The 19,421-nt window shown below is 64.4% G+C and carries 17 protein-coding genes; 7 read left to right on the top strand and 10 right to left on the bottom strand.

What is annotated here, in order from left to right; all coding sequences use genetic code 11:
• Window positions 1-21: 21 nt before the first annotated feature.
• Window positions 22-504 carry a hypothetical protein gene (locus Q7T45_RS16555; RefSeq protein ID WP_304872022.1) on the bottom strand — a complete coding sequence of 161 codons (483 nt, stop codon included), beginning with the start codon at window positions 502-504 and terminating at the stop codon, window positions 22-24.
• A 383-nt stretch (window positions 505-887) separates the two neighbouring features.
• Here Q7T45_RS16555 and Q7T45_RS16550 point away from each other — a divergent pair, with 383 nt between their 5' ends.
• Window positions 888-1,565, top strand: a complete 678-nt coding sequence (locus Q7T45_RS16550) for a nitroreductase (protein WP_304872021.1) — start codon at window positions 888-890, stop codon at window positions 1,563-1,565.
• Window positions 1,566-2,016: 451 nt separating this feature from the next.
• Entirely contained in the window at window positions 2,017-3,000 is a 984-nt protein-coding gene (locus tag Q7T45_RS16545) for a tripartite tricarboxylate transporter substrate binding protein (RefSeq protein WP_304872020.1), read from the top strand.
• Between the two features lie 178 nt (window positions 3,001-3,178).
• Here Q7T45_RS16545 and Q7T45_RS16540 read toward each other — a convergent pair whose 3' ends face one another.
• Both Q7T45_RS16540 and Q7T45_RS16535 read right to left on the bottom strand, forming a co-directional pair.
• The gene (locus Q7T45_RS16540; protein WP_304872019.1) at window positions 3,179-4,081 is read right to left on the bottom strand and encodes an NAD(P)-dependent oxidoreductase; all 903 of its coding nucleotides are present in this window, start codon (window positions 4,079-4,081) and stop codon (window positions 3,179-3,181) included.
• Between the two features lie 153 nt (window positions 4,082-4,234).
• Window positions 4,235-4,720 (bottom strand): MmcB family DNA repair protein, encoded by a 486-nt coding sequence (locus Q7T45_RS16535; RefSeq protein ID WP_304872018.1) that lies wholly within the window; start codon window positions 4,718-4,720, stop codon window positions 4,235-4,237.
• A 159-nt stretch (window positions 4,721-4,879) separates the two neighbouring features.
• Between Q7T45_RS16535 and Q7T45_RS16530 the strand changes: the two genes are divergently transcribed.
• The 3 genes from Q7T45_RS16530 to Q7T45_RS16520 all read left to right on the top strand — a co-directional run bounded on the left by Q7T45_RS16530 (window position 4,880) and on the right by Q7T45_RS16520 (window position 8,235).
• A complete protein-coding gene (locus Q7T45_RS16530) occupies window positions 4,880-5,998 on the top strand; it encodes a vWA domain-containing protein (RefSeq protein WP_304872017.1) in 1,119 nt (372 codons plus the stop codon).
• 235 nt (window positions 5,999-6,233) lie between these two features.
• Window positions 6,234-7,301, top strand: a complete 1,068-nt coding sequence (gene lpxD / locus Q7T45_RS16525) for a UDP-3-O-(3-hydroxymyristoyl)glucosamine N-acyltransferase (protein ID WP_304872016.1) — start codon at window positions 6,234-6,236, stop codon at window positions 7,299-7,301.
• Between the two features lie 247 nt (window positions 7,302-7,548).
• The gene (locus tag Q7T45_RS16520; protein ID WP_304872015.1) at window positions 7,549-8,235 is read left to right on the top strand and encodes an MBL fold metallo-hydrolase; all 687 of its coding nucleotides are present in this window, start codon (window positions 7,549-7,551) and stop codon (window positions 8,233-8,235) included.
• A 12-nt stretch (window positions 8,236-8,247) separates the two neighbouring features.
• On the opposite strand, the gene Q7T45_RS16515 is transcribed toward Q7T45_RS16520, so the two are convergent.
• The 5 genes from Q7T45_RS16515 to Q7T45_RS16495 form a co-directional block, all read right to left on the bottom strand.
• The gene (locus tag Q7T45_RS16515; RefSeq protein WP_304872013.1) at window positions 8,248-9,522 is read right to left on the bottom strand and encodes a caspase family protein; all 1,275 of its coding nucleotides are present in this window, start codon (window positions 9,520-9,522) and stop codon (window positions 8,248-8,250) included.
• A 116-nt stretch (window positions 9,523-9,638) separates the two neighbouring features.
• Window positions 9,639-12,128, bottom strand: a complete 2,490-nt coding sequence (locus Q7T45_RS16510; protein WP_304872012.1) for a PAS domain-containing protein — start codon at window positions 12,126-12,128, stop codon at window positions 9,639-9,641.
• Between the two features lie 166 nt (window positions 12,129-12,294).
• The gene (locus Q7T45_RS16505; protein WP_304872011.1) at window positions 12,295-13,515 is read right to left on the bottom strand and encodes a PHB depolymerase family esterase; all 1,221 of its coding nucleotides are present in this window, start codon (window positions 13,513-13,515) and stop codon (window positions 12,295-12,297) included.
• 159 nt (window positions 13,516-13,674) lie between these two features.
• Window positions 13,675-13,857, bottom strand: coding sequence for a transporter substrate-binding domain-containing protein (locus Q7T45_RS16500; protein WP_304872009.1), 183 nt, complete (start codon window positions 13,855-13,857; stop codon window positions 13,675-13,677).
• Between the two features lie 167 nt (window positions 13,858-14,024).
• Window positions 14,025-14,726 (bottom strand): VOC family protein, encoded by a 702-nt coding sequence (locus tag Q7T45_RS16495; protein ID WP_304872008.1) that lies wholly within the window; start codon window positions 14,724-14,726, stop codon window positions 14,025-14,027.
• A 171-nt stretch (window positions 14,727-14,897) separates the two neighbouring features.
• Between Q7T45_RS16495 and Q7T45_RS16490 the strand changes: the two genes are divergently transcribed.
• On the top strand, window positions 14,898-16,139 hold the full coding sequence (locus Q7T45_RS16490) for an LLM class flavin-dependent oxidoreductase (protein WP_304872007.1): 1,242 nt from the start codon (window positions 14,898-14,900) through the stop codon (window positions 16,137-16,139).
• 113 nt (window positions 16,140-16,252) lie between these two features.
• Window positions 16,253-17,626, top strand: coding sequence for a cytochrome P450 (locus Q7T45_RS16485; RefSeq protein WP_304872006.1), 1,374 nt, complete (start codon window positions 16,253-16,255; stop codon window positions 17,624-17,626).
• 135 nt (window positions 17,627-17,761) lie between these two features.
• Here the strand turns inward: Q7T45_RS16485 and Q7T45_RS16480 are convergent, their stop codons facing one another.
• Entirely contained in the window at window positions 17,762-18,787 is a 1,026-nt protein-coding gene (locus Q7T45_RS16480) for an adenylate/guanylate cyclase domain-containing protein (protein WP_304872005.1), read from the bottom strand.
• Window positions 18,788-18,852: 65 nt separating this feature from the next.
• The gene (locus tag Q7T45_RS16475) at window positions 18,853-19,356 is read right to left on the bottom strand and encodes a cupin domain-containing protein (RefSeq protein WP_304872004.1); all 504 of its coding nucleotides are present in this window, start codon (window positions 19,354-19,356) and stop codon (window positions 18,853-18,855) included.
• Between the last annotated feature and the right edge of the window lie 65 nt (window positions 19,357-19,421).

Genomic DNA, 19,421 nt, shown 5'->3' with positions numbered 1-19,421 from the left:
CGGGCACATAACCATTGGGTTCTAAAAATGGTCCACACAGATCCGGCCGCCGAGCTCAATCCCTCGGGCGATCGTCGAAGAGGGCTGCAGACCGCCTGCCAACAAGGCCTTTTCAACATCCAGGTTGATCGCCCGGAGAGCCCCCTGGAACTGCCGCAAACGATGGTTCTTCATGATGAACCGATCAGAAAAAATCACGAGTGCCTGCTCGCCGCCCTTCAATGTGGTGGACACGTAATCCAAAGGCTGGCCGTTGAGGCGAGCGATTGCATTGTACTCGACTCGTTTGCCATCCAGAACAAGCGCGACCGAGGAGGCCGGCGGCCCGATCGTCGATTTGAATGTCGGGTCCGGAGGCGCCGATCGCGCCAATATGTCCTGCAAAGCCTTCTCGGAGTCGATGCGTTGCGGCTTTCGCATCCGCGCCTTCCTTTCGGCGAGTTGCTCAAGCGTGGTAATGCCGCGCGCAGTCAACTCCTGAAGGGCCGCTTTAGGATCAGTCATCTCGATTTCTCCCGTTACAGGTTAAACCGACAACAGCGAAAATAACGCTGTTGCATTTTTAATGCGTTCTGACCGCCAGCCCGCGGGAATACTATCAGACTTCAATCCAAACGCGAAGACTATTTCAGCGTGCTTCCATCTTCGACTGCAACCTACCCGGATGGCAGCGCAAAGGGCGGGTCGGCGCAGCGTAGCCCGCCGGTGCACGAACGTTGGATGGCGGATTACGCTTCGCTCATACGCGCTGCGGCCCCGGTTTTTGAGGGAGTATGCGGAGGCGGGCATGTCGGGCTTGTCCGAACTCTCCGTCCGGCTTGCACGAAGGCCAGGAAACCTGCGAAAATCCACAGCAGTTCACACATCATTCCAGGAATCCCAACCACATGCAGTTCGATGACGTCATCCTCGGTCGCCGGAGTATCCGCGGCTACAAGCCCGATCCGGTGCCGAAGGAGTTGATTGCGGAAATCATCGGTCTGGCGATGCGCGCGCCATCGTCGATGAACACCCAGCCGTGGAATTTCTACGTCATCACCGGCGAACCGCTGGACCGGATCCGCGCCGGCAACACCGAGCGGATGGTGGCGGGCGTCCCGCAGTCGCGCGAGTTTCGCACCGGCCAGGCCTTTGCGGGTCCGCACCGCGACAGGCAGGTCGGCGTCGCCAAGCAACTGTTCTCCGCCATGGGGATCGCGCGCGACGACAAGGACAAACGCCAGGACTGGGTGCTGCGCGGCTTCCGTCAATTCGACGCGCCGGTCTGCGTGATCGTGACCTATGACCGCGTGCTGGACGGCAGCGACGATACGCCGTTCGATTGCGGCGCCGTGGCGACCGCGCTGGTGAATGCCGCCTGGTCCCGCGGGCTGGGCGCCGTGATCAACAGCCAGGGCATCATGCAATCGCCCGTGGTGCGCGAGCACGCCGGAATAGCCGACGACCAGGTCATCATGAAAAGTATTGCGCTGGGCTGGCCGGATGACAATTTCCCGGCCAATGCGGTGGTATCCGAACGACGATCCGTGGAGGAAGCCACGGTGTTCGTCGGTTTCGGGGATTAGGCGCAAATCTGCGCGCCGCCTCGGCATTCATCGCCGCACCTTGCAGCGCATTTGGTGAAGCGCGCGTCGCGGAGAAGCGTCGCGATCTTACCCTCCCCTGGAGGGGGAGGGTCGACGCGAATGAAATGAGCGGCGGGGTGGGGTGACGGTCTCTCATTTCGAACGGTGCCCGCGTTGATGGACTGTCACCCCACCCCGTCTCACATTCCGCTGCGCTTCATGTGAGCCGACCCTCCCCCTCCAGGGGAGGTGAAGAGCGATCCTTCCGCCTCTATTGCTCGCTGCCTAACCTCGAACAATCTCGCTAGCTCACGCCTGCCTCGCGTATCGGATCAGCGCAGCGTAGAAGCTGGTCGACGGATTACGCTTCGCTATTCCGCCATTCGGCCTTATTCTGACTCCCAATCGGTCCTTGAGGCCGTACGATCAACAAGAAACGACAGGCAGGAAAATGAAAAAATTGACACGGCGAACGTTCGTGACGGGTTCGGCGGTGGTGTTGTGCGCCCCGTCCGTGAAGACCGGGGCGCAACCCGCATGGCCCGCACGCCCCATTCGCATCATCGTGCCGTATCCGGCGGGCGGGCAGACGGACGGCATCGCGCGGGCGTTCAGCGACTATCTGGCGCGGCAGCTGGGCAAGACGGTCATCGTCGAAAACAAGGCCGGCGCCGGTGGCGTCATCGGCGTGACCGAAGCGAAACGCGCCGAACCTGACGGCACCACCATCCTGTGCACGATTTCCTCGTCGCTGATCCAGAACCGTCTGACGGTGAAGGACCTGCCCTACGATCCCGAGAAGGATTTTGTCTATCTGACGATGGTCAGCGGCGCCGGGGGTCCGGTGGTGGCGGCGAAGAAGACGGGCGCCACCAATCTTCGCGAGTTCATCGAATATGGAAAGAAAGTCGGCAGCCTGAACTGGGGATCGTACGGCGTGGGTTCGACGCCGCACGTCCTGATCGCGACCATGGCGAAGCAATACGGCATTCAGTTCCAGGTCATCCAGTACCGCGGCGAGGCGCCGATGTGGACCGACATCGCGGGGCAGACGCTGGATGGCGCCGCGGGAAGCTATGCGGCAGCCGCGCCCGTGATCCAGGCGGGGACCGGAAACCTGATCGGCGTGGTCGGCAGCCGCCTGCCGCCCTATCCGGACACGCCGACCATGACCGAACAGGGCGCCGTCGGCGACTTCTACGACCTGCGCGCCTTCACCACCTTCGCCGTGCCGACCGGCACGCCAAGGGACATCGTCGATCGGCTCGCGATGCTGTTGATCCAGGCCGGATCCGACGCCAAGGTTCAGCAGATGCTGAACAACTTCATTCTGAGTTCCCCGGCCGATCTTGAAACGACGGCTCGCATCTTCAAGCGCGACAGTGATGTGATGCTCCGTATCCTGCGCGATCTCGGCGTCAGGCCGCCGGAGTAATTACCGACGGTCACCCTCCCCTGGAGGGGGAGGGTCGACGCGAATGAAATGAGCGGCGGGGTGGGGTGACGGCCTATCAGCCCGAACAGGTGCGCGAATTGATAGACCGTCACCCCACCCCGTCTCGCATCTGCGATGCGAGCCGACCCTCCCCCTCCAGGGGAGGGTAAGAAAGCTGCTACTTCTTCGGCAGCCTCGGCTTCTCGATTCCGGCGAGGTCGCACAGCGCGTCGACCATCGCCGAAAAATCCTTATCCCCGAAGCCGCGGGCGCGGGCGGTGCTGAAGGCTTCGCGGGCAGCGGCCGCCATCGGCATCGGGACCTTTGCCGCATTGGCGGCATCGATGATCAGCGTCAGGTCCTTGTGGGCGAGATCGATCGTGAACCCCGGCTCGATATCGCCGGCCAAAACCTTGGCCGGCCATGCGATCTTGAGCTGGCCGTTGACCGCGGTGGTGCCATAGAGCACGTCGAGGGTGCGTTCGAGGTCGAGACCGAAGCGCTGCGACAGCGCGAGCGCCTCGGCATTCATCTGGCAGGACGACACCGCCAGGAAATTGTTGACCAGCTTTGTCCTGGTGCCGCTGCCGACCTCGCCGCAGTGATAGATCGTGCTGCCCATCGCCTCGAGCAGCGGTTTGACGCGCTCGAAATCCTTCACCGTACCGCCCACCATGAACAGCGATTCGCCGCGATCGGCGTGGCTGGCGAGCCGGCCGACCGGCGCGTCGACGAAAGCGATGCCCTTTGCGGCGGCGGCCCTGGCCAGCCGGTCGGTGGTATCAGGGTCGATGGTGCTCATGTCGAGGATCAGCGAGCCGGGCTTCGCGCTGGCAATGATGCCGTCGGCGCGCGACACGACGTCGTCGACCACGGCTGAATTCGGCAGCATGGTGACGATGATGTCCGACTTCTGCGCCACTTCCGCGACGGTGGCGGCGCTGACGGCCTGCAGCAGCTCGAGTTCGGCGACGGCCTCCGGGTTGATGTCGTTGACTGTCAGCCGAAAACCCTTGCGGCAGAGATTGGACGCCATCGGCCGCCCCATCCGTCCCAATCCAATGAACCCGACCTTTTCCATGCGTTTCTCCATTTTGTTGTTGAGGGCATGCGCCACGCCCCGGCATCGATGTCAGGCGACGTATAGCTTTTTTGCGATGGTGTAAAATGCCGGGCGATCTATCGCTCCCCTCCCACCACGCGGCGAAGAGCCGCGCGGGGGGAGGGGAGAAGATCAGAACTCGCTGTGCCCCTGCGGATCGACCAGCCGGTTGATGCGCTGGGCCGCGGCCAGCGCGAAGCGGACCGTCATCAGCTTGCGGGTCGGCGCCGGCAAGCGGTGTTCCGGCGCCTCGCACTGCAGATGCGCGCCATAGGCGTCGGCCACGATCAGGCCGGTTTCCGCCGGGAAAATCTCGCAGGGCAGATCCTGGGTGAAGGCGAAGAACAGCCGGTCGCAATGGGCGCGGTAGTTCTGCCATTTCTGGTCGGCGCGCAGATCCTCCACCGAGGATTTGATCTCGACGATCCAGATCTCGCCGCGCTCGTTCAGCGCCACCAGATCGGCGCGCCGTCCCGACGGCAGCGGCAGTTCGCTGATGCAGGAAAAACCCAGCGAGCGCAGCAGCCGCGCGGTGCCGCGCGCGATCGCCAGCGCCGTCTCCGACTGGCGACGGTCCGGCGGCGGCACGGGGCTGACCTGACGGGCGGGCGATTCCATTGACGCAGCCTAACCGATTTTGCGCCTGCCGCCATTAACCGGTTGCACCAACTCAGCCGCAATTCCGTACCGCCCCGGCCTTGATTCGGACCTCAGCGGACCGTGAAGCCGGGGAACTCTCGGTTCCAGGGGACGAAACACCGGAGGAGAAAGAACAACATGTCAGTCATCACCGTACGTGCGCTCGCTTTCGCGCTCACAATCTTGCCGCTGTCGGCCGGCCTGTCGGCGGCGAAGGCAAAACCCACCGTCGAGGTCGCGTTCGTGCTGGACACCACGGGCTCGATGGGCGGCCTGCTCGAGGGCGCCAAGCGCAAGATCTGGTCGATCGCGACCGCGATCGTGGACTCAAATCCCGATGCTGATATCCGCATGGGCCTCGTCGCCTATCGCGACGTCGGCGACGATTACGTCACCCGGACGTTCGACCTCACCACCGACATCCAGGACCTCTATGCCAATCTCCTGGAGATGAAGGCGCGCGGCGGCGGCGACTGGCCCGAAAGCGTCAACGAAGCGCTCGACGTCGCCGTCAACAAACTGCGCTGGACGCTGTCCGGCGACACCAGGCGGATCGTGTTCCTGGTCGGCGACGCGCCGCCGCATATGGACTACGCGCAGGACACCAAATATCCGACCACGCTGGCAGTAGCAAAGCAGAAGGACATCCTCGTCAACGCGGTGCTGGCCGGCAGCGCGCGCGACACCGAGCGGGTGTGGCGCGACATCGCGCAGAACGGCAACGGCCGCTTCATTCCGATCCCGCAGGACGGCGGCCAGGTCGTCATCATCGAGACACCCTATGACGAGGACATCATCATCCTGCAGCGCGAAATCAACGGCACCGTGATCCCCTACGGTTCGCGGGCGCTGCAGAAGCGCACCGAGGACAAGACAAGGCAGCTATCGCAGGTTGCGGCCGCAGCACCCGCGCAGGCGTCCGAAATGGCGAGCTATCTCAACAAGCGCGCCAAGGCATCGTCGGAAGCCGTCACCGGCGACGGCGACCTGGTCAGCGACGTCAAGGCGGGCCGCACCAGCTTCTCCGCCATCAAGGAGGATGATCTGCCGGAGAATCTCCGCGCCATGAAGCCGGAGCAGCGCATGGATGAAGTCAACAAGCAGATGAACCAGCGCAAGGCATTGAACGAGAAGCTCGGCGCGCTGGTGGCCAAGCGCGACAAATTCGTCGCCGAAGCGCAAGCCAAGGCGCCGGCGAAGGCATCGTCGTTCGACCGCGTGGTCGAGGATACGCTGAAGGCGCAGATCAAGCGGTAGATCTGCATCATCACAAACGGTGTCGTCCCGGCCTCCGAGCCGGGACCCATACGCCGCGGCGGTAGTCGCGTGCAAGACGTCTGATAGAGCGCTCGAACGATAGATCACGCGGTATGGGTCCCTGCGCCCCGTGCGCAATTGCGCACTAGGCAGGGACGACGAGGGAACCTGCCGGATAGGGCTTGGGGATAGCGCCCTCTCGGGTTATGTAGTTCCGCCTGAGGGGGCGGGGATTGTGACCGAGTTCAGTTTTTTTGCGCGCGCCGCGGATTTGAGCGTCGCCGAGATTGCCGCATTGACCGGGGCCGAGCCGTGCGAGGGAGCCGACCTCTCCCGCCGCGTGAGCGGTATTGCGCCGGTCGATCAGGCCACGGCGACCGATCTCACCTTCGTTTCCGAAACCAAATTCGTCGCTTCGCTGCAATCGACGAAGGCCGGGGTCCTGCTGACCAGCGAGCGTTTCGTCCGCCATGCCCCTGAAGGCGTCGCGGTGTTGCGCGTGCGCAAACCGTATGACGCCTTTGTCGCGGTCGCGCGCCAGATCTACAGCGGCGCGCTGCGTCCGGCTTCGATGTTCGACACCGTGGGTGTCTCGCCGGGGGCGATGGTACATCCGACGGCGCAGCTGGGAGCGGGCGTCACGGTCGATCCGTTCGCGGTGATCGGGCCGTCCGCCACCATCGGCGCCGGCACGCTGATCGGCGCGCATGCCGTGATCGGCCCGGGCGTGCGGATCGGAAGCGATTGCGCGATCGGGGCCAACTGCACGGTGACCCACAGCCATCTCGGCGACCGCGTCGTCATCCACCCCGGATGCGATATCGGCCAGGACGGTTTCGGCTATCTGCTGAGCGCCGAGGGCCATACCAAGGTGCCGCAGGTCGGCAGCGTGGTGATCCATGACGACGTCGAGATCGGCTCGGGCACGCGGATCGATCGCGGCGGCATTCGCGACACCGTGATCGGCGAGGGAACCAAGATCGATAATCTCTGCCAGATCGGTCACAACTGCATCGTCGGCCGCCATTGTATCATCGTCGCCCAGTCCGGCCTCAGCGGCAGCGTGACGCTGGAGGATTTCGTCGTGCTCGGGCCGCGCACCGGTATCATCCCGCATATCACCGTCGGCAAGGGGGCGATCACGGCATCCAGATCCACCATTTACGAGAACGTTCCCGCGGGCCAGTTCTGGGGCGGCTTTCCGGCTAAGCCGAAAAAACAATGGTTGCGCGAAGTGGTTGCGCTGGAGCGACTCGCGGCGCAGGCCCGCAAGAAGTCGGACGACGGTCCGCCGGAAGCATAGAACCTTCGCGAGGCGTGATTTTCTTCTCCCCTCCTCCCACGCGCCCTTGCGCGTGGTGGGGAGGGGTCGGGGGTGGGGGGTGTTTCGGCGCATTCCTCTGAAAGCGAATTTGCGGAAGCACCCCCCACCCCCGGCCCCTCCCCACCGCTTCGCCCGCCTTCGCCGAACGGCTTCGGCGGACACAGCGGGGGGAGAGGAGAAGAAATCTTTTTCTTGGCGAGCCGCCAAAAATCGGCATTGTGCGGCTATGACCCAGCAAACAGAAGCCAACGAGCAATCAGACGCGACGGCGAAGGCCGGCGCCCTCATCATTCCGGTAACGCTGTTCGAACAGAACTGCATGCTGCTGTGGTGCGAAGCCACCAAAAAGGCCGTGGTGATCGACCCCGGCGGCGACGTCGACAAGATTCTGGCCGCGATCAAGCAGGCCAATGTGTCGGTGGAAAAGATCTGGCTGACCCATGGCCATATCGACCATGTCGGCGGCGCCGCCGACCTGCGCGACGCGCTGAAGGTCGAGATCATCGGCCCCCATATCGACGACAAGTTCCTGACCGACAATGTGGTGATGAGCGGCTTGCGTTTCGGCATGGCCGGCGTGCGCGATTTCGTACCCGACCGCTGGCTCGAGGAAGGCGATCAGGTCTCGGTCGGCAAGCTCGTCTTCGATGTCCTGCATTGCCCCGGCCATTCGCCGGGCAGCGTCGTCTTCTTCAACAAGGAGATGCGGTTCGCCCATGTCGGCGACGTGCTGTTCAGCGGCTCGGTCGGACGCAGCGACATTCCCGGCGGCGACCACGACACGCTGATCAGGTCGATCACCGAAAAGCTGCTGCCGCTCGGCGACGATGTCGGCTTCATTTGCGGCCACGGCCCCGGCTCCAGCATCGGCCAGGAGCGGATGACCAATCCGTTTCTCACCGGCGAGATGTAAGGGACGGCGAACCTAGCAATTCGCCGCGATGCCCTTGATAAATGTCCGGCCTTTCCGGAACACCGTATTGACCCTGGCGTCGCCGGCACATGCGCTGCCGCTCGGCCGCACAAAACTGTACTTGACGCCGACATGATCGGCGTCGATCCGCTCGACGCTCAGGATCCTGAGCGGCTCGCGCAGGCTTGAATAGAATTTGCTGATGTTGGCATCGACGTAGGGTCCGGCACCGCGCTTTTCCGGCACCACCCATGCCACCGCCGAACGGCCGTTGGCTTCCGACAGCGCCGTGTAAAAGGCCGTTACGGCGCCGACCGGGTCGTAGGCGCCGACGGCCGGCGGCAAGGCTGCAGGTGCGGCCGTAACCGGCGAACTCATCCGCGCCGGCGGCGCCAGCGCGCTCTGTGGCTCATCTTTCGTCCTCAGCCGCTCTTCAAGGCTTTTCAGGCGCTGCTCCAGCGCGGACACCTCGTCCGACTTTGCCGTCGCCGGTGAAGCGGCGGACGACCGGCCTTTCAGATAGAACTCGCCGATCAGCGACAGCGACAGCTCGGGAAGCTGCGTCCGCCGGGTGGCATCGTAAACGTCGGCGCTGATCCGGCGAAACACCGTGCCGATTTCTTCCGGCGTCTCGATGTTCCTGAGGAACGCCGCCGTATACGGGCTGTTACGGCCGGAGCCGTCTTCGGCGGTACGGCCGGCCTGCGTGGCGTAAGCGACGATCATGCCCTTCGGACTGTCCATCTTGGCAAGACCGTTGCCAAGGGTGGCGCCCCTGGTGCGCCCGACCGAACGCTTCAACGCTTCGGCGAACGGATTGTCGCGGCAGGCATCGAGCACCAGGATGCGGAGATTCTTCGCCTGCTGCAGGTCGGCGACCACGTCATCGACCCGCGCCATCAGCCGTAGATCGGCCTCATCGGTCAGTCTGGCGTCGACCGGCATCAGGTAATTGACGCCGGCAAACTGCAAGGCGTGGCCGCTATAGTAGAACACAGCAACATCTGCATCCCGCGCGGCGCGGTTAAAGGCGACGGCGACCTTGTCCATGCTGGCGCGATCGAGATCGACGCCGACAATGGTCTCGAATCCGGTGCGGGTCAGTGCCGCGGCGACGTCCTGCGCGTCGTTGCGCGGGTTCGGCAGAGGGGTGGCATTCCGGTAGGCGCCGTTGCCGATCACGAGCGCGACGCGCTTCTCGGCCAACGCCGGAGCGGCGTGCAACGCCAGACAAGGCAGCAGGATAGCCGCCACCAGGGCAGACCGGACCGGCCACGAAATCCGCATGACTCAAAGCCCCTCACGCAACCACGCGATCATCGGCCACTTTGTCCGGGGCTTCAATAGGGTGAGCGTCCGCGCCGATACCATGCGTCATGCCGACCCCGGCAATGGACCGATCGCTATCCCGAAACCATGCTGCGAATCCGCCGCGACAGGTTGTCGAGGTCGAACGGCTTGGTGATCATTTCCATGCCGGGCTGCAGAAAACCGTCCGCGATCACGACGCTCTCGGCGTAGCCGGTGATGAACAGAATTTTCAGATCGGGGCGGGTTTCGCGGGCCTGGTCGGCGAGCTGGCGGCCGTTCATGCCGGGCAGGCCGACATCGGTGACCAGCAGATCGATCCGCGCGCCGCTGCGCAGGATTTTCAGGCCCGACGGTCCATCGACCGCCTCCAGCGTGCGGTAGCCCTGCTCGCCCAGCATCTCCAGAATGACGCCGCGCACCACCGGCTCGTCCTCGACCACCAGCACGGTTTCGCCGGTCGCGGCATGTTCGGCCGCTCGGACCGCCGACGCCTGCCCGGGATCGATGTCGCCATGGTGACGCGGCAGATAGAGTTTCACCGACGTCCCCTGCCCCGGCCGGCTGTCGATCGTCACATGGCCGTTCGACTGCCGCGCGAAGCCGTAGATCATCGACAGCCCGAGACCGGTGCCTTGCCCGATCGGCTTGGTGGTGAAGAACGGATCGAAGGCGCGCGCCGCCACCTCCGCGCTCATGCCGACGCCGGTATCGGTGACACTGATGCAGATATATTCGCCTGATGACAGCGCCGGCGTATTCGCGCTCGCGCTGTCGAGCCGCGCATTGGATGTGGCGATGACGAGCCTGCCGCCATCCGGCATGGCGTCGCGCGCGTTGATGGCGAGATTGAGCAGCGCGCTTTCCAGCTGGTTGGGGTCGCACAGCGTGCCCCACAGATCCTCCGCCGCTGATATCTCGAGATCGATGGTCTCGCCGATGGTCCGGCGCAGCAGATCCTCCAGCGACACCACCAGCGCATTGGAATCGACGCTCTTGGGAATCAGCGGCTGCCGCCGCGCGAACGCCAGCAGGCGGTGGGTGAGCGCCGCGGCGCGGTTCGCCGATGTCATCGCCGCATTGATGTAGCGCGCGACGTTGTCGGTCCGCCCCTGGTTGAGACGGGTCTGCATCAGGTCCAGCGATCCGACGATACCGGTCAACAGGTTGTTGAAGTCGTGGGCGATGCCGCCGGTCAGCTGCCCCACCGCTTCCATCTTCTGCGCCTGCAGCAGCGCTTCCTCGGTGTCCTTCAGCCGTTCGGCCGCGACCTTGTCCGCGGTGACGTCGCGGGCCACGGCGTAATTGTGGTCCTTGTCGGACACCCCGGTCCACGACAGCCAGCGGTACGAGCCATCCTTGTGGCGGAAACGGCTCTCGAACCTGACGGTGGTTTCGCGCTCGCTGAGCTTCTTGAACTGCTTCCGCGTCGTGCCGCCGTCATCCGGATGTTCCAGCCATTCCGAAGTGCGGTCGAGCAGTTCGGCCTCGCTCCAGCCGAGCGTTCGGGTCCAGGCCGGATTGACCGTTCGCCAGACGCCGTCGCGATCGGAAACCAGCAACAGATCCTGCGACACGTTCCAGATCCGGTCGCGCTCCCGGGTCTTTTCCTCGACGCGCTGGGCCAGCGTCGCATTCAGTTCCGCCAGCTGGTCCGCAAGCTTGCGATATCGCTCCTCGCTTTGCCGGAGTGCCTGGTCCGCCACCACCTGCTCGGTGACATCGCTGTGCGCGCCGACCAGCCGGGTGGCCGTTCCGTTCCCGTCGCGCTCGATGGTGGATTTGACCGAAATCCACCTGACCTCGCCGTCGCTCGGCCGGATGATCCGGTATTGCACACTGTACTCGCGCACGTCGCTGGCGATGGCATCGCGAAATTTCTGTTCGGCGGCTTCGCGGTCCTCGGGGTGGACGCGCTGCACCCACTCATCATGGGTCTCGTTGGCGGCATCCGGCGGCAGCCCGTGAATCAGCAGATATTCCGGCGACCGGCGGTTGCGGAAGCCGGTGCGAAGGTCGACCTCGAGCCCGCCGATCCGGCCGATCTGCTGCACCCGGGCCAGTTCGGCCTCGCGCTCCCGCAAGGCCTCGGCGGCGACGACATCCCTGGTGACGTCCTGGCAGACCACCAGCACGCCGCCAATACCGTCATCCTCGTCGATCGGGCTGTAGCTGTAGGTCCAGTAGACCTGCTCGAGCTTGCCGTAACGCGTGACGGGCACCAGCTGCTTTTCATGCCAGGTGGCGCCACCACCGCTCATCACCTGTTCGATCTGGGGGCCGATAACGGGCCAGATTTCGGCCCAACAGTCCCGGCCGCGCTGGCCGAGCGCGCTCGGATGGCGCTCGGGTCCCATGGTCTGGCGATAGGCGTCGTTGTAAAATTGAATGAGTTCGGGGCCCCACCAGATGAACATCGGGTGGTTGGTATTGAGCACAATCCGCACCGCGGTGCGCAAGCTCTGCGGCCAGCTCCCGGGCTCGCCGAGCGGACTCGCCGACCAGTCATGGGCGCGCGTCAATGCGCCCATTTCCCCGCCGCCGGAGAGAAAATCCGCAGAACCCGGTTTACTGACCTTCAACATTCAACACGATCGGTGGCTGGTTCAGCCCAAACGAGCAGCCGGAACGTAACCGCCGGTCACAGCCCCAAACGCGCAAGACGGCCTTTGGTTCCAAATAAATCCGGTATCGATGGAACAAAATAGCCCGTGCCGGCCGGGCAGATGCCGGCGCGGCCCGGCATGGCCGCTATTTCATCAGGCCGGCGGCCGTGAGCGCGCGGGTGATGACGGCGCTGACATCGATGCCGGGGCGCTTTTGAGGCGCGGCCGGAGCCGGCTCGGGACGGCGACTGAGCGTGGTCATCGGCCAGAGCACCCGTGTCAGATCCGGTGCGCCCTCGGCGGCCGCAATTGTCTTCACGGCTGGCTTTTCCGTTTCCTTCGCAGTTTCCTTCGCCGTCTCCCTGGCAGCCAGATGAATCCATTCGGTGAGGCCGAAGAAATTCGCGATGTGATAGGACGATGAAATGCCCGCTTCGATCAGGAACGCCCCCTGCGCGCCATAGCGCTCGTCATTGTCACCGATCCCGAGCGGCGTGCCGTGCGCCATGTTGGTGATGGTGTAGGATTCGACGATGGTGTCGCCATCCGCGTTCCACCAGACCTGGCGGGGGTAGCCGTCGACATCGGCCTCGGACATCGGCGCCGACGGCAGCTGATGCACATCGAGCCACTGCTTGACGATCTCGTCGGCATTGGCGGGGTTGACGGTGCGGTCGGCGCTGCCGTGCCAGACCGACAGTTTTGGCCAGGGGCCCTTGTGGCTCGAGGCGTTGCGCACCAGATCGCCCAATTCGGCGGCGGGGCGGGACGGCGACTGGTACATGCCGCTCAGCGCTTCCCGCATGTTGGTGGCGACGCCGAACGGCAGTCCGGCGATGATGGCGCCGCCGGCGAAAATTTCCGGATAGGTCGCCAGCATCACCGAGGTCATGGCGCCGCCGGCGGAAAGCCCGGTGACGAAGACGCGTCGCGCGTCGATGCCGACATCGAGCTCCATCCGCGCGATCATCTGCCGGATCGAGCAGGCCTCGCCGCTGTCGCGCGCGGTATCCTCCGGATTGAACCAGTTGAAACAGCCATTGCCGTTGTTCGCCGATTGCTGCTGCGGCATCAGCAAGGCAAAACCGTAATGCTTCGCCAGCATCGACCAGCCGGCGCCGAGATCGTAGCCGGCCGCAGTCTGTCCGCAGCCGTGCAGGACGACGACCAGCGCCGGCACCGCCTGGCGATGATCGGGCACGAACGAAAACATCCGGAGTGCGCCCGGATTGGACCCAAAATCAGCGGTTTCCACCAGCGGACTGTCCACGGGTGGCCGCAGATTCCGCCCGATACCCCCCAAGCCATTGAAACCGTTCAGCTTAGGCAGGCGTCGCAGGAATTCGATATTATCGGCGAGGGACAACGGCGGCTCCTTCGTGAGAGGCTTATTAACCCCATCAGGACCAGATAGTTGCTGCACTGCAAAATAAAAAGACCGTGTGCTGTCAGTCCCCGCTATTAACAGGATGTTGCTTAACGGCGCGCCGCATCGGCGGCTGGAATATGGCGAGCGTCCTGCGCCTCACCGCGGGGGCCGCAGTTCGATGCCGTAGCGGGCGTAGATTTGCGCGATCGTGCCATCCGCCAGCAGCGCCCCGATCGCCGCGTCGACACGGAGTCGAAGTCTGTCGTCGGGGCGAAACAGCCCGGCCCCGATGTTCCAGCTGAAATCCGGATCGTTGTCGAACGCCGGAAGGCCGCCCAACCGGACCCGAATTGAGTGCAGAGAGGCCAGCCGGAGCTGCAACGGGGGGAAAGATTTGAGATGAAGGTCCCGGTTCGACCGCCACAGAAGGACCGGGACCTTCGCGTTCTGTTCTGGAATGCGTGAAGACGATTAGATCATGTTCATTAAGTTTGTATGCATCGGATCTACGCGCTTGCCGGCTCCAGCGATCCCGTGAGCGAGGCGCGCTGCGACAGTTCGATCCAGTTGCCGTCGGGGTCACGCACCATCGAGATCCGCGCCGTGGTCCCCAGCGTCACCGGCGCGCGCGCCTCGCGGCCGCCATGGGCCAGCACGTGAGCGTGCTCGCGGTCGACCTCGAACACCTGGAACGTGATGTAGCGCCACCCCTTGCCCTCGGACGCCGCATCATGCGGCGCCCCGGGGTCGGGCTCCACGATCAGCACGGTATCGCCAGCGAGATAGGTCTCCCCGGAGCCATTGGCGTTGCCCTGCGGCAGTCCGAGCGCCTCCATATAGAAACGTCGATGCGCCTCGACGTCGCGGACGCCGAGGCGGATTCCGATACGCTCGATCCCGAGCATGCCCCTCGGCACCAGCGAGACGCGGTTGCCGTCGGGGTCGACCAGCGGCAGCGGCGCCGCGATGCCGTCGCGCGCGATCAGCAGTTCGCGGTAGCCCGCCGGCGGGGCGTCGGGGAGCGGATCGTAGACCTGGTTGATCTTCAGGATCGAACCGCAGAGATCGTGCCGGTGCTGCTTGAAGCCGCGGCGGATCGGCTGGGTGTAGTCGAACGGCAGGCCGATCTGGTTCTGCCAGAATGCCAGCGCGGCCGGCGCATCATTGGTCGCAAAACCGATATCGATGCGGGGTTTTGCCAGTTTCATGGGCGAAGGCCGTTCAGGGCTGTACGTTTCGAAAGGAAGGCGGACGCTACGTCACCCTGCGCTGCACGACAACCATGCAGCATTGGCGGCCGTGCGCGATTGCCTTGCGGCGCGGCGCCCCGTAGTTTGGGCCCAAGCATCCAAGAACAACAAAGTCCGGAGAGAAACCCAATGGCGCGCCTCAAATTCGGAGCCTTCCTCGCCCCGCATCACCCGATCGGCGAGCATCCGATGCTGCAATTCCGCAGGGATCTCGACCTGGTCGAACAGCTCGACGCGCTCGGCTATGACGAATTCTGGTGCGGCGAGCATCATTCCTCGGGCTGGGAAACCATCGCCTCGCCGGAGATGTTCCTGGCCGCCGCCGGCGAGCGCACCAAGCGCATCATGCTCGGCACCGGCGTGGTCTCGCTGCCCTATCACCATCCCTACAACGTCGCGCAGCGCATGGTGCAGCTCGACCATATGACGGGCGGCCGCGCCATCTTCGGTTCCGGACCGGGCGCGCTCGCCTCCGATGCGCACACGCTCGGCATCGATCCGATGACGCAGCGCGACCGCCAGGACGAGGCGATCGCGATCATCCGCCGGCTGTTCAACGGCGAGCGCGTCACCGCCAAGACCGACTGGTTCACCATGAACGACGCCGCGCTGCAGATCCTGCCGCTGCAGGAGGAGATGCCGTTCGTGGTGGCCTCGCAGATCTCACCGTCGGGCATGACGCTGGCCGGCAAATACGGCATCGGCATCATTTCGCTGGGCTCGATGTCGACCCAGGGCCTGATGGCGCTGCCGACGCAATGGGGCTTTGCCGAGGACGCCGCCAAAAAGGCCGGCACCACCGTGAGCCGCGCCAACTGGCGCGTGCTGCTGTCGTGGCACATCGCCGAGACCCGCGAGCAGGCCCAGCGCGAGGCCGGACCGGGCCTGATGCGCTGGCACAATGAATATAATGTCCGCACCCTGCAGCGCCCGGGCCTGCAGCCGTTCACATCGCCCGAAGACGCCGTGGAGAAGACCGCCGGCGGCGAGGGAGCGGCCTCCACCATCGGCACCCCCGACGATCTGGTCAAAACCATCAAGAGCCTGATGGAGGTCTCCGGCGGCGTCGGCACCATCGTCGGCTTCGTGCACGACTGGGCCAATCCCGAAAATACCCGGCGCAGCTGGGACATGGTAGCGCGCTATGTGGTGCCGGAGATCAACGGCTACATCGCGTCGTTGCGCAAATCGCAGCAATTCGTGATCGACAACCGCGCGGTGTTCGAGCGCGCCGGCCAGGCTGTCATGGCCAAGATCATGGAGAACGACAAGGCCGCGGCCGCGCTCCAGCACACCGGCCCCGGCCGCGTCGCGATCCCGACCATCAACGCGCCGGACCTGCAGAAGGAAGCCGCCAAGCAGAAGGCGTAACACGACGCGGCGCGACCGTCATTCGCGCCGCGTCACTCGATCACCCTTGCAGGACCCGGACAAAGGGGTATTTTCCTGACTGAAACGGTCTGGGACCATCAGGAGCAATTGCCATGTCGATGCAAAGTGTGGCCCCCGCGCTTACCTTCACCCCGCCGAAGCGCAATTCGCTGACGCATATTCCCGGCAATGAGGGCTGGCCGCTGATCGGCCGGACCCTCGAGGCACTCGCCGACCCGAAAGAATATGTCGAGAGGTCGGCGGCGAAATACGGGCTGGTCTATCGAACCCATTTGTTTGGCGAAACCAGTCTCACGCTGCTGGGACCCGAGGCCAACGAGCTGGTGCTGTTCGACCAGGCCAAGCTGTTCTCCTCGACGCATGGCTGGGGCCCGATTCTCGGGCGGCTGTTTCCGCGCGGATTGATGCTGCTCGATTTCGAGGAGCACCGCCTGCACCGCCGCGCGTTGTCGGTCGCCTTCAAGGCCGGGCCGATGAAATCCTATCTTGGCGAACTGGACACCGGCATCGCAGCGCGGGTCGCGCAATGGAAGGCGAAACCCGGGCCAATGCTGCTTTATCCCGCCATGAAGCAGCTGACGCTCGATCTCGCCGCGACCTCGTTCCTCGGCGCCGAGATCGGGCCTGAAGTCGACGACATCACCAACGCCTTCGTCGACATGGTGGCGGCCTCGGTCGCCGTGATCCGCAAGCCGCTGCCCGGCACCGCGATGGCGCGCGGCGTCAACGGCCGCAAGCGCATCGTCGCCTATTTCTCCGAACAGATTCCGATCCGCCGCGCCAAAGGCAGTGGCGAAGATCTGTTCTCGCAGCTGTGCCACGCCACCCACGAGGACGGCGCGTTGCTGTCGACGCAGGACATCGTCGACCACATGAGCTTTCTGATGATGGCCGCGCATGACACGCTGACCTCGTCGCTGACGTCATTCGTCGGCGAGCTGGCTGCCCATCCGGAGTGGCAGGACAAATTGCGAAATGAAGTGAACGCGCTCGGCGTGGGGCCCGGGGAGCCCACCAGCTTCGACAATCTCGAAGCCATGCAGCTGACCGAGATGGCCTTGAAGGAGGCGCTGCGGTTGAAGCCGCCGGTGCCTTCGATGCCGCGGCGCGCGGTCCGCGACTTCACCTTCAAGGGTTACGCGATTCCGGCCGGCACCGGGGTCGGCGTCAATACGCTGTTCACCCATCACATGCCCGAGATCTGGCCCGATCCCGACACGTTCGATCCCATGCGCTTCACCGAGGAGGCGCAGCGCGGCCGCCATCGCTTCGCCTGGGTGCCATTCGGCGGCGGCGCGCATATGTGCATCGGGCTGCACTTCGCCTACATGCAGGCGAAATGCTTCGCACGGCACTTCCTGCAGAATCTCGAGGTCTCGCTGGAGCCCGGCTATGCCCCGGACTGGCAGATGTGGCCGATCCCGAAGCCGCGCGACGGATTGCGGGTGACGCTGAAGCCGGTGTGAGATACATCGCGTAGGGTGGGCAAAGGCGCCACTGGGCGCCGTGCCCACCATCTATCATCGCGCAAGCTGCGCAATGGTGGGGCACGACGCAAGGGCGCCTTTGCCCACCCTACGATTCTCTGAAGCAGGTCAAGATCACGCCGGTGTCGGCGTGCCGATGCCGACCACGTCGATGCCATCGACGCGTCCGCGAATCGGCAGGCGCCCGAGATCGCGAACCGGGAACGGCGGCGGCGAGTCGAACCGATCCATCGCCGCGCGCGACGCCAGAAAGCCGCCATCGACATTGCGGCTGAGCTCCTCCAGCCGCGCTGCGGTATTCATGACGTCGCCGTTGAAAACGATGGCGCGCTTGACGTCGCCGATCTCTCCGATAATCACCGGCCCGAAATGCAAGGCACCGCGAATCCGCGGCACCGCGCCGAATTCGCGTTCCAGCTGATCCGATGCGCGCGCCAGTTCATCGCGCATCGCCGCGAAACAGCGGAGCGGACGACACTCGATAGCTCCTCCGTCTTCCCGCCAGGTCACGATCACTTCATCGCCGACATAGTTGAGGACCTCGCCGCGACAGTCGACGACGGCAAGGGTGAGAAGGCGAAACGTCCGGTCGAGCAGGCGATGGATGCCCACGCCGCCGAGCCGCTCGGCCAGCCCCGTCGATCCCGCAATGTCGACGAAAAGCACGAAGCGGTTTTCCTCGATCGGGGCGTGGTATCGACCGCTGACGAAATTCAGCAACGCACGCGGGCCGATAATGTTGGCGATGCCGACGATGAGATTGGCCAGGATCACGCACACAACGGAAAAGACGACGGCTATCCAAAGGCCTTTATGAGTTGGATCGACAGGAACCCCGGCGATGACGCTGCCCAGTTGAAAGTACAGTATGGGGAGGATGATGGCCGCGAAGATCGCACTCCGCACCATCAGGCTGGCGGTAAACGAAAGGCCGCCGAGCCACGGCCGCATCGGGCCTTGCAGGACGAACAGGGAGATGCCCGCGATCGGGGCACTGAGGAGTATGCCGTACGAGACGCCCACCGCTATTCCCGCAAGGGAATTAAAGCCCTGCGCGAGGGAAAATGCGGCGGAGGCGACGGCGCTGACAACGACAATGATGGCAAACAGCCGCAGTCTTCGTTCAAGCCTTGCGTCCATACCGCCCGCACTCCGCGTTGCCTGGACGAGACCATACACGGCCGGTCAGGCGCCTGCGGTAAATTCTATTCAATGAACGTCGTGAGCTGCGCGCCTTCGTCCGCCACGAACACCGCGATCAATTCGGCGGGCTCGGTGTTGCTGGCGTTGGCCGAAACCAGATGGGTCGCACCCGGCGGCTCGAAGAACGATTGCCCGACCTTGAAGGTCTCGACCGGACCGCCGCCGAGTTGCGAGCGGATCTCGCCCCTGGTGACGTAGGCGGTGACCGAGCCCGCATGGCGATGCGCGCGGGTAAATCCACCGGGGCCGTAGAACACCCGCACGATCGTGACGCGCTTGCCCGGTACGTTCGGCAGCGCATACGAGCCGATCGGCTCGACGGTGTCGAGCGAGGAGCCCATGGGCTCGCTGCTGGCACACAGCGGCGCGATGACTGCCGAGATGGCGTCCATCGTCGATGGCAGGGCCTTGCCGATCACGAAGGCGCAAGCGAGGCCGGCGATGACGGCCAGATGGAGCGGGCGGATTGGGGTTTGACCGAGCGACGTATTGAATGTTGCGGACATTGATGTCTCTCCCGACTGGCTCCAGTCATTCCGGGATGGTGCGCCAGCACCAGACCCGGAATCTC

The sequence above is a fragment of the Bradyrhizobium sp. genome (assembly GCF_030646015.1).
Lineage (GTDB): Bacteria > Pseudomonadota > Alphaproteobacteria > Rhizobiales > Xanthobacteraceae > Bradyrhizobium.
Note: the sequence above shows the minus strand (reverse complement) of the source record. Positions and strands in the feature narration are given on the sequence as shown.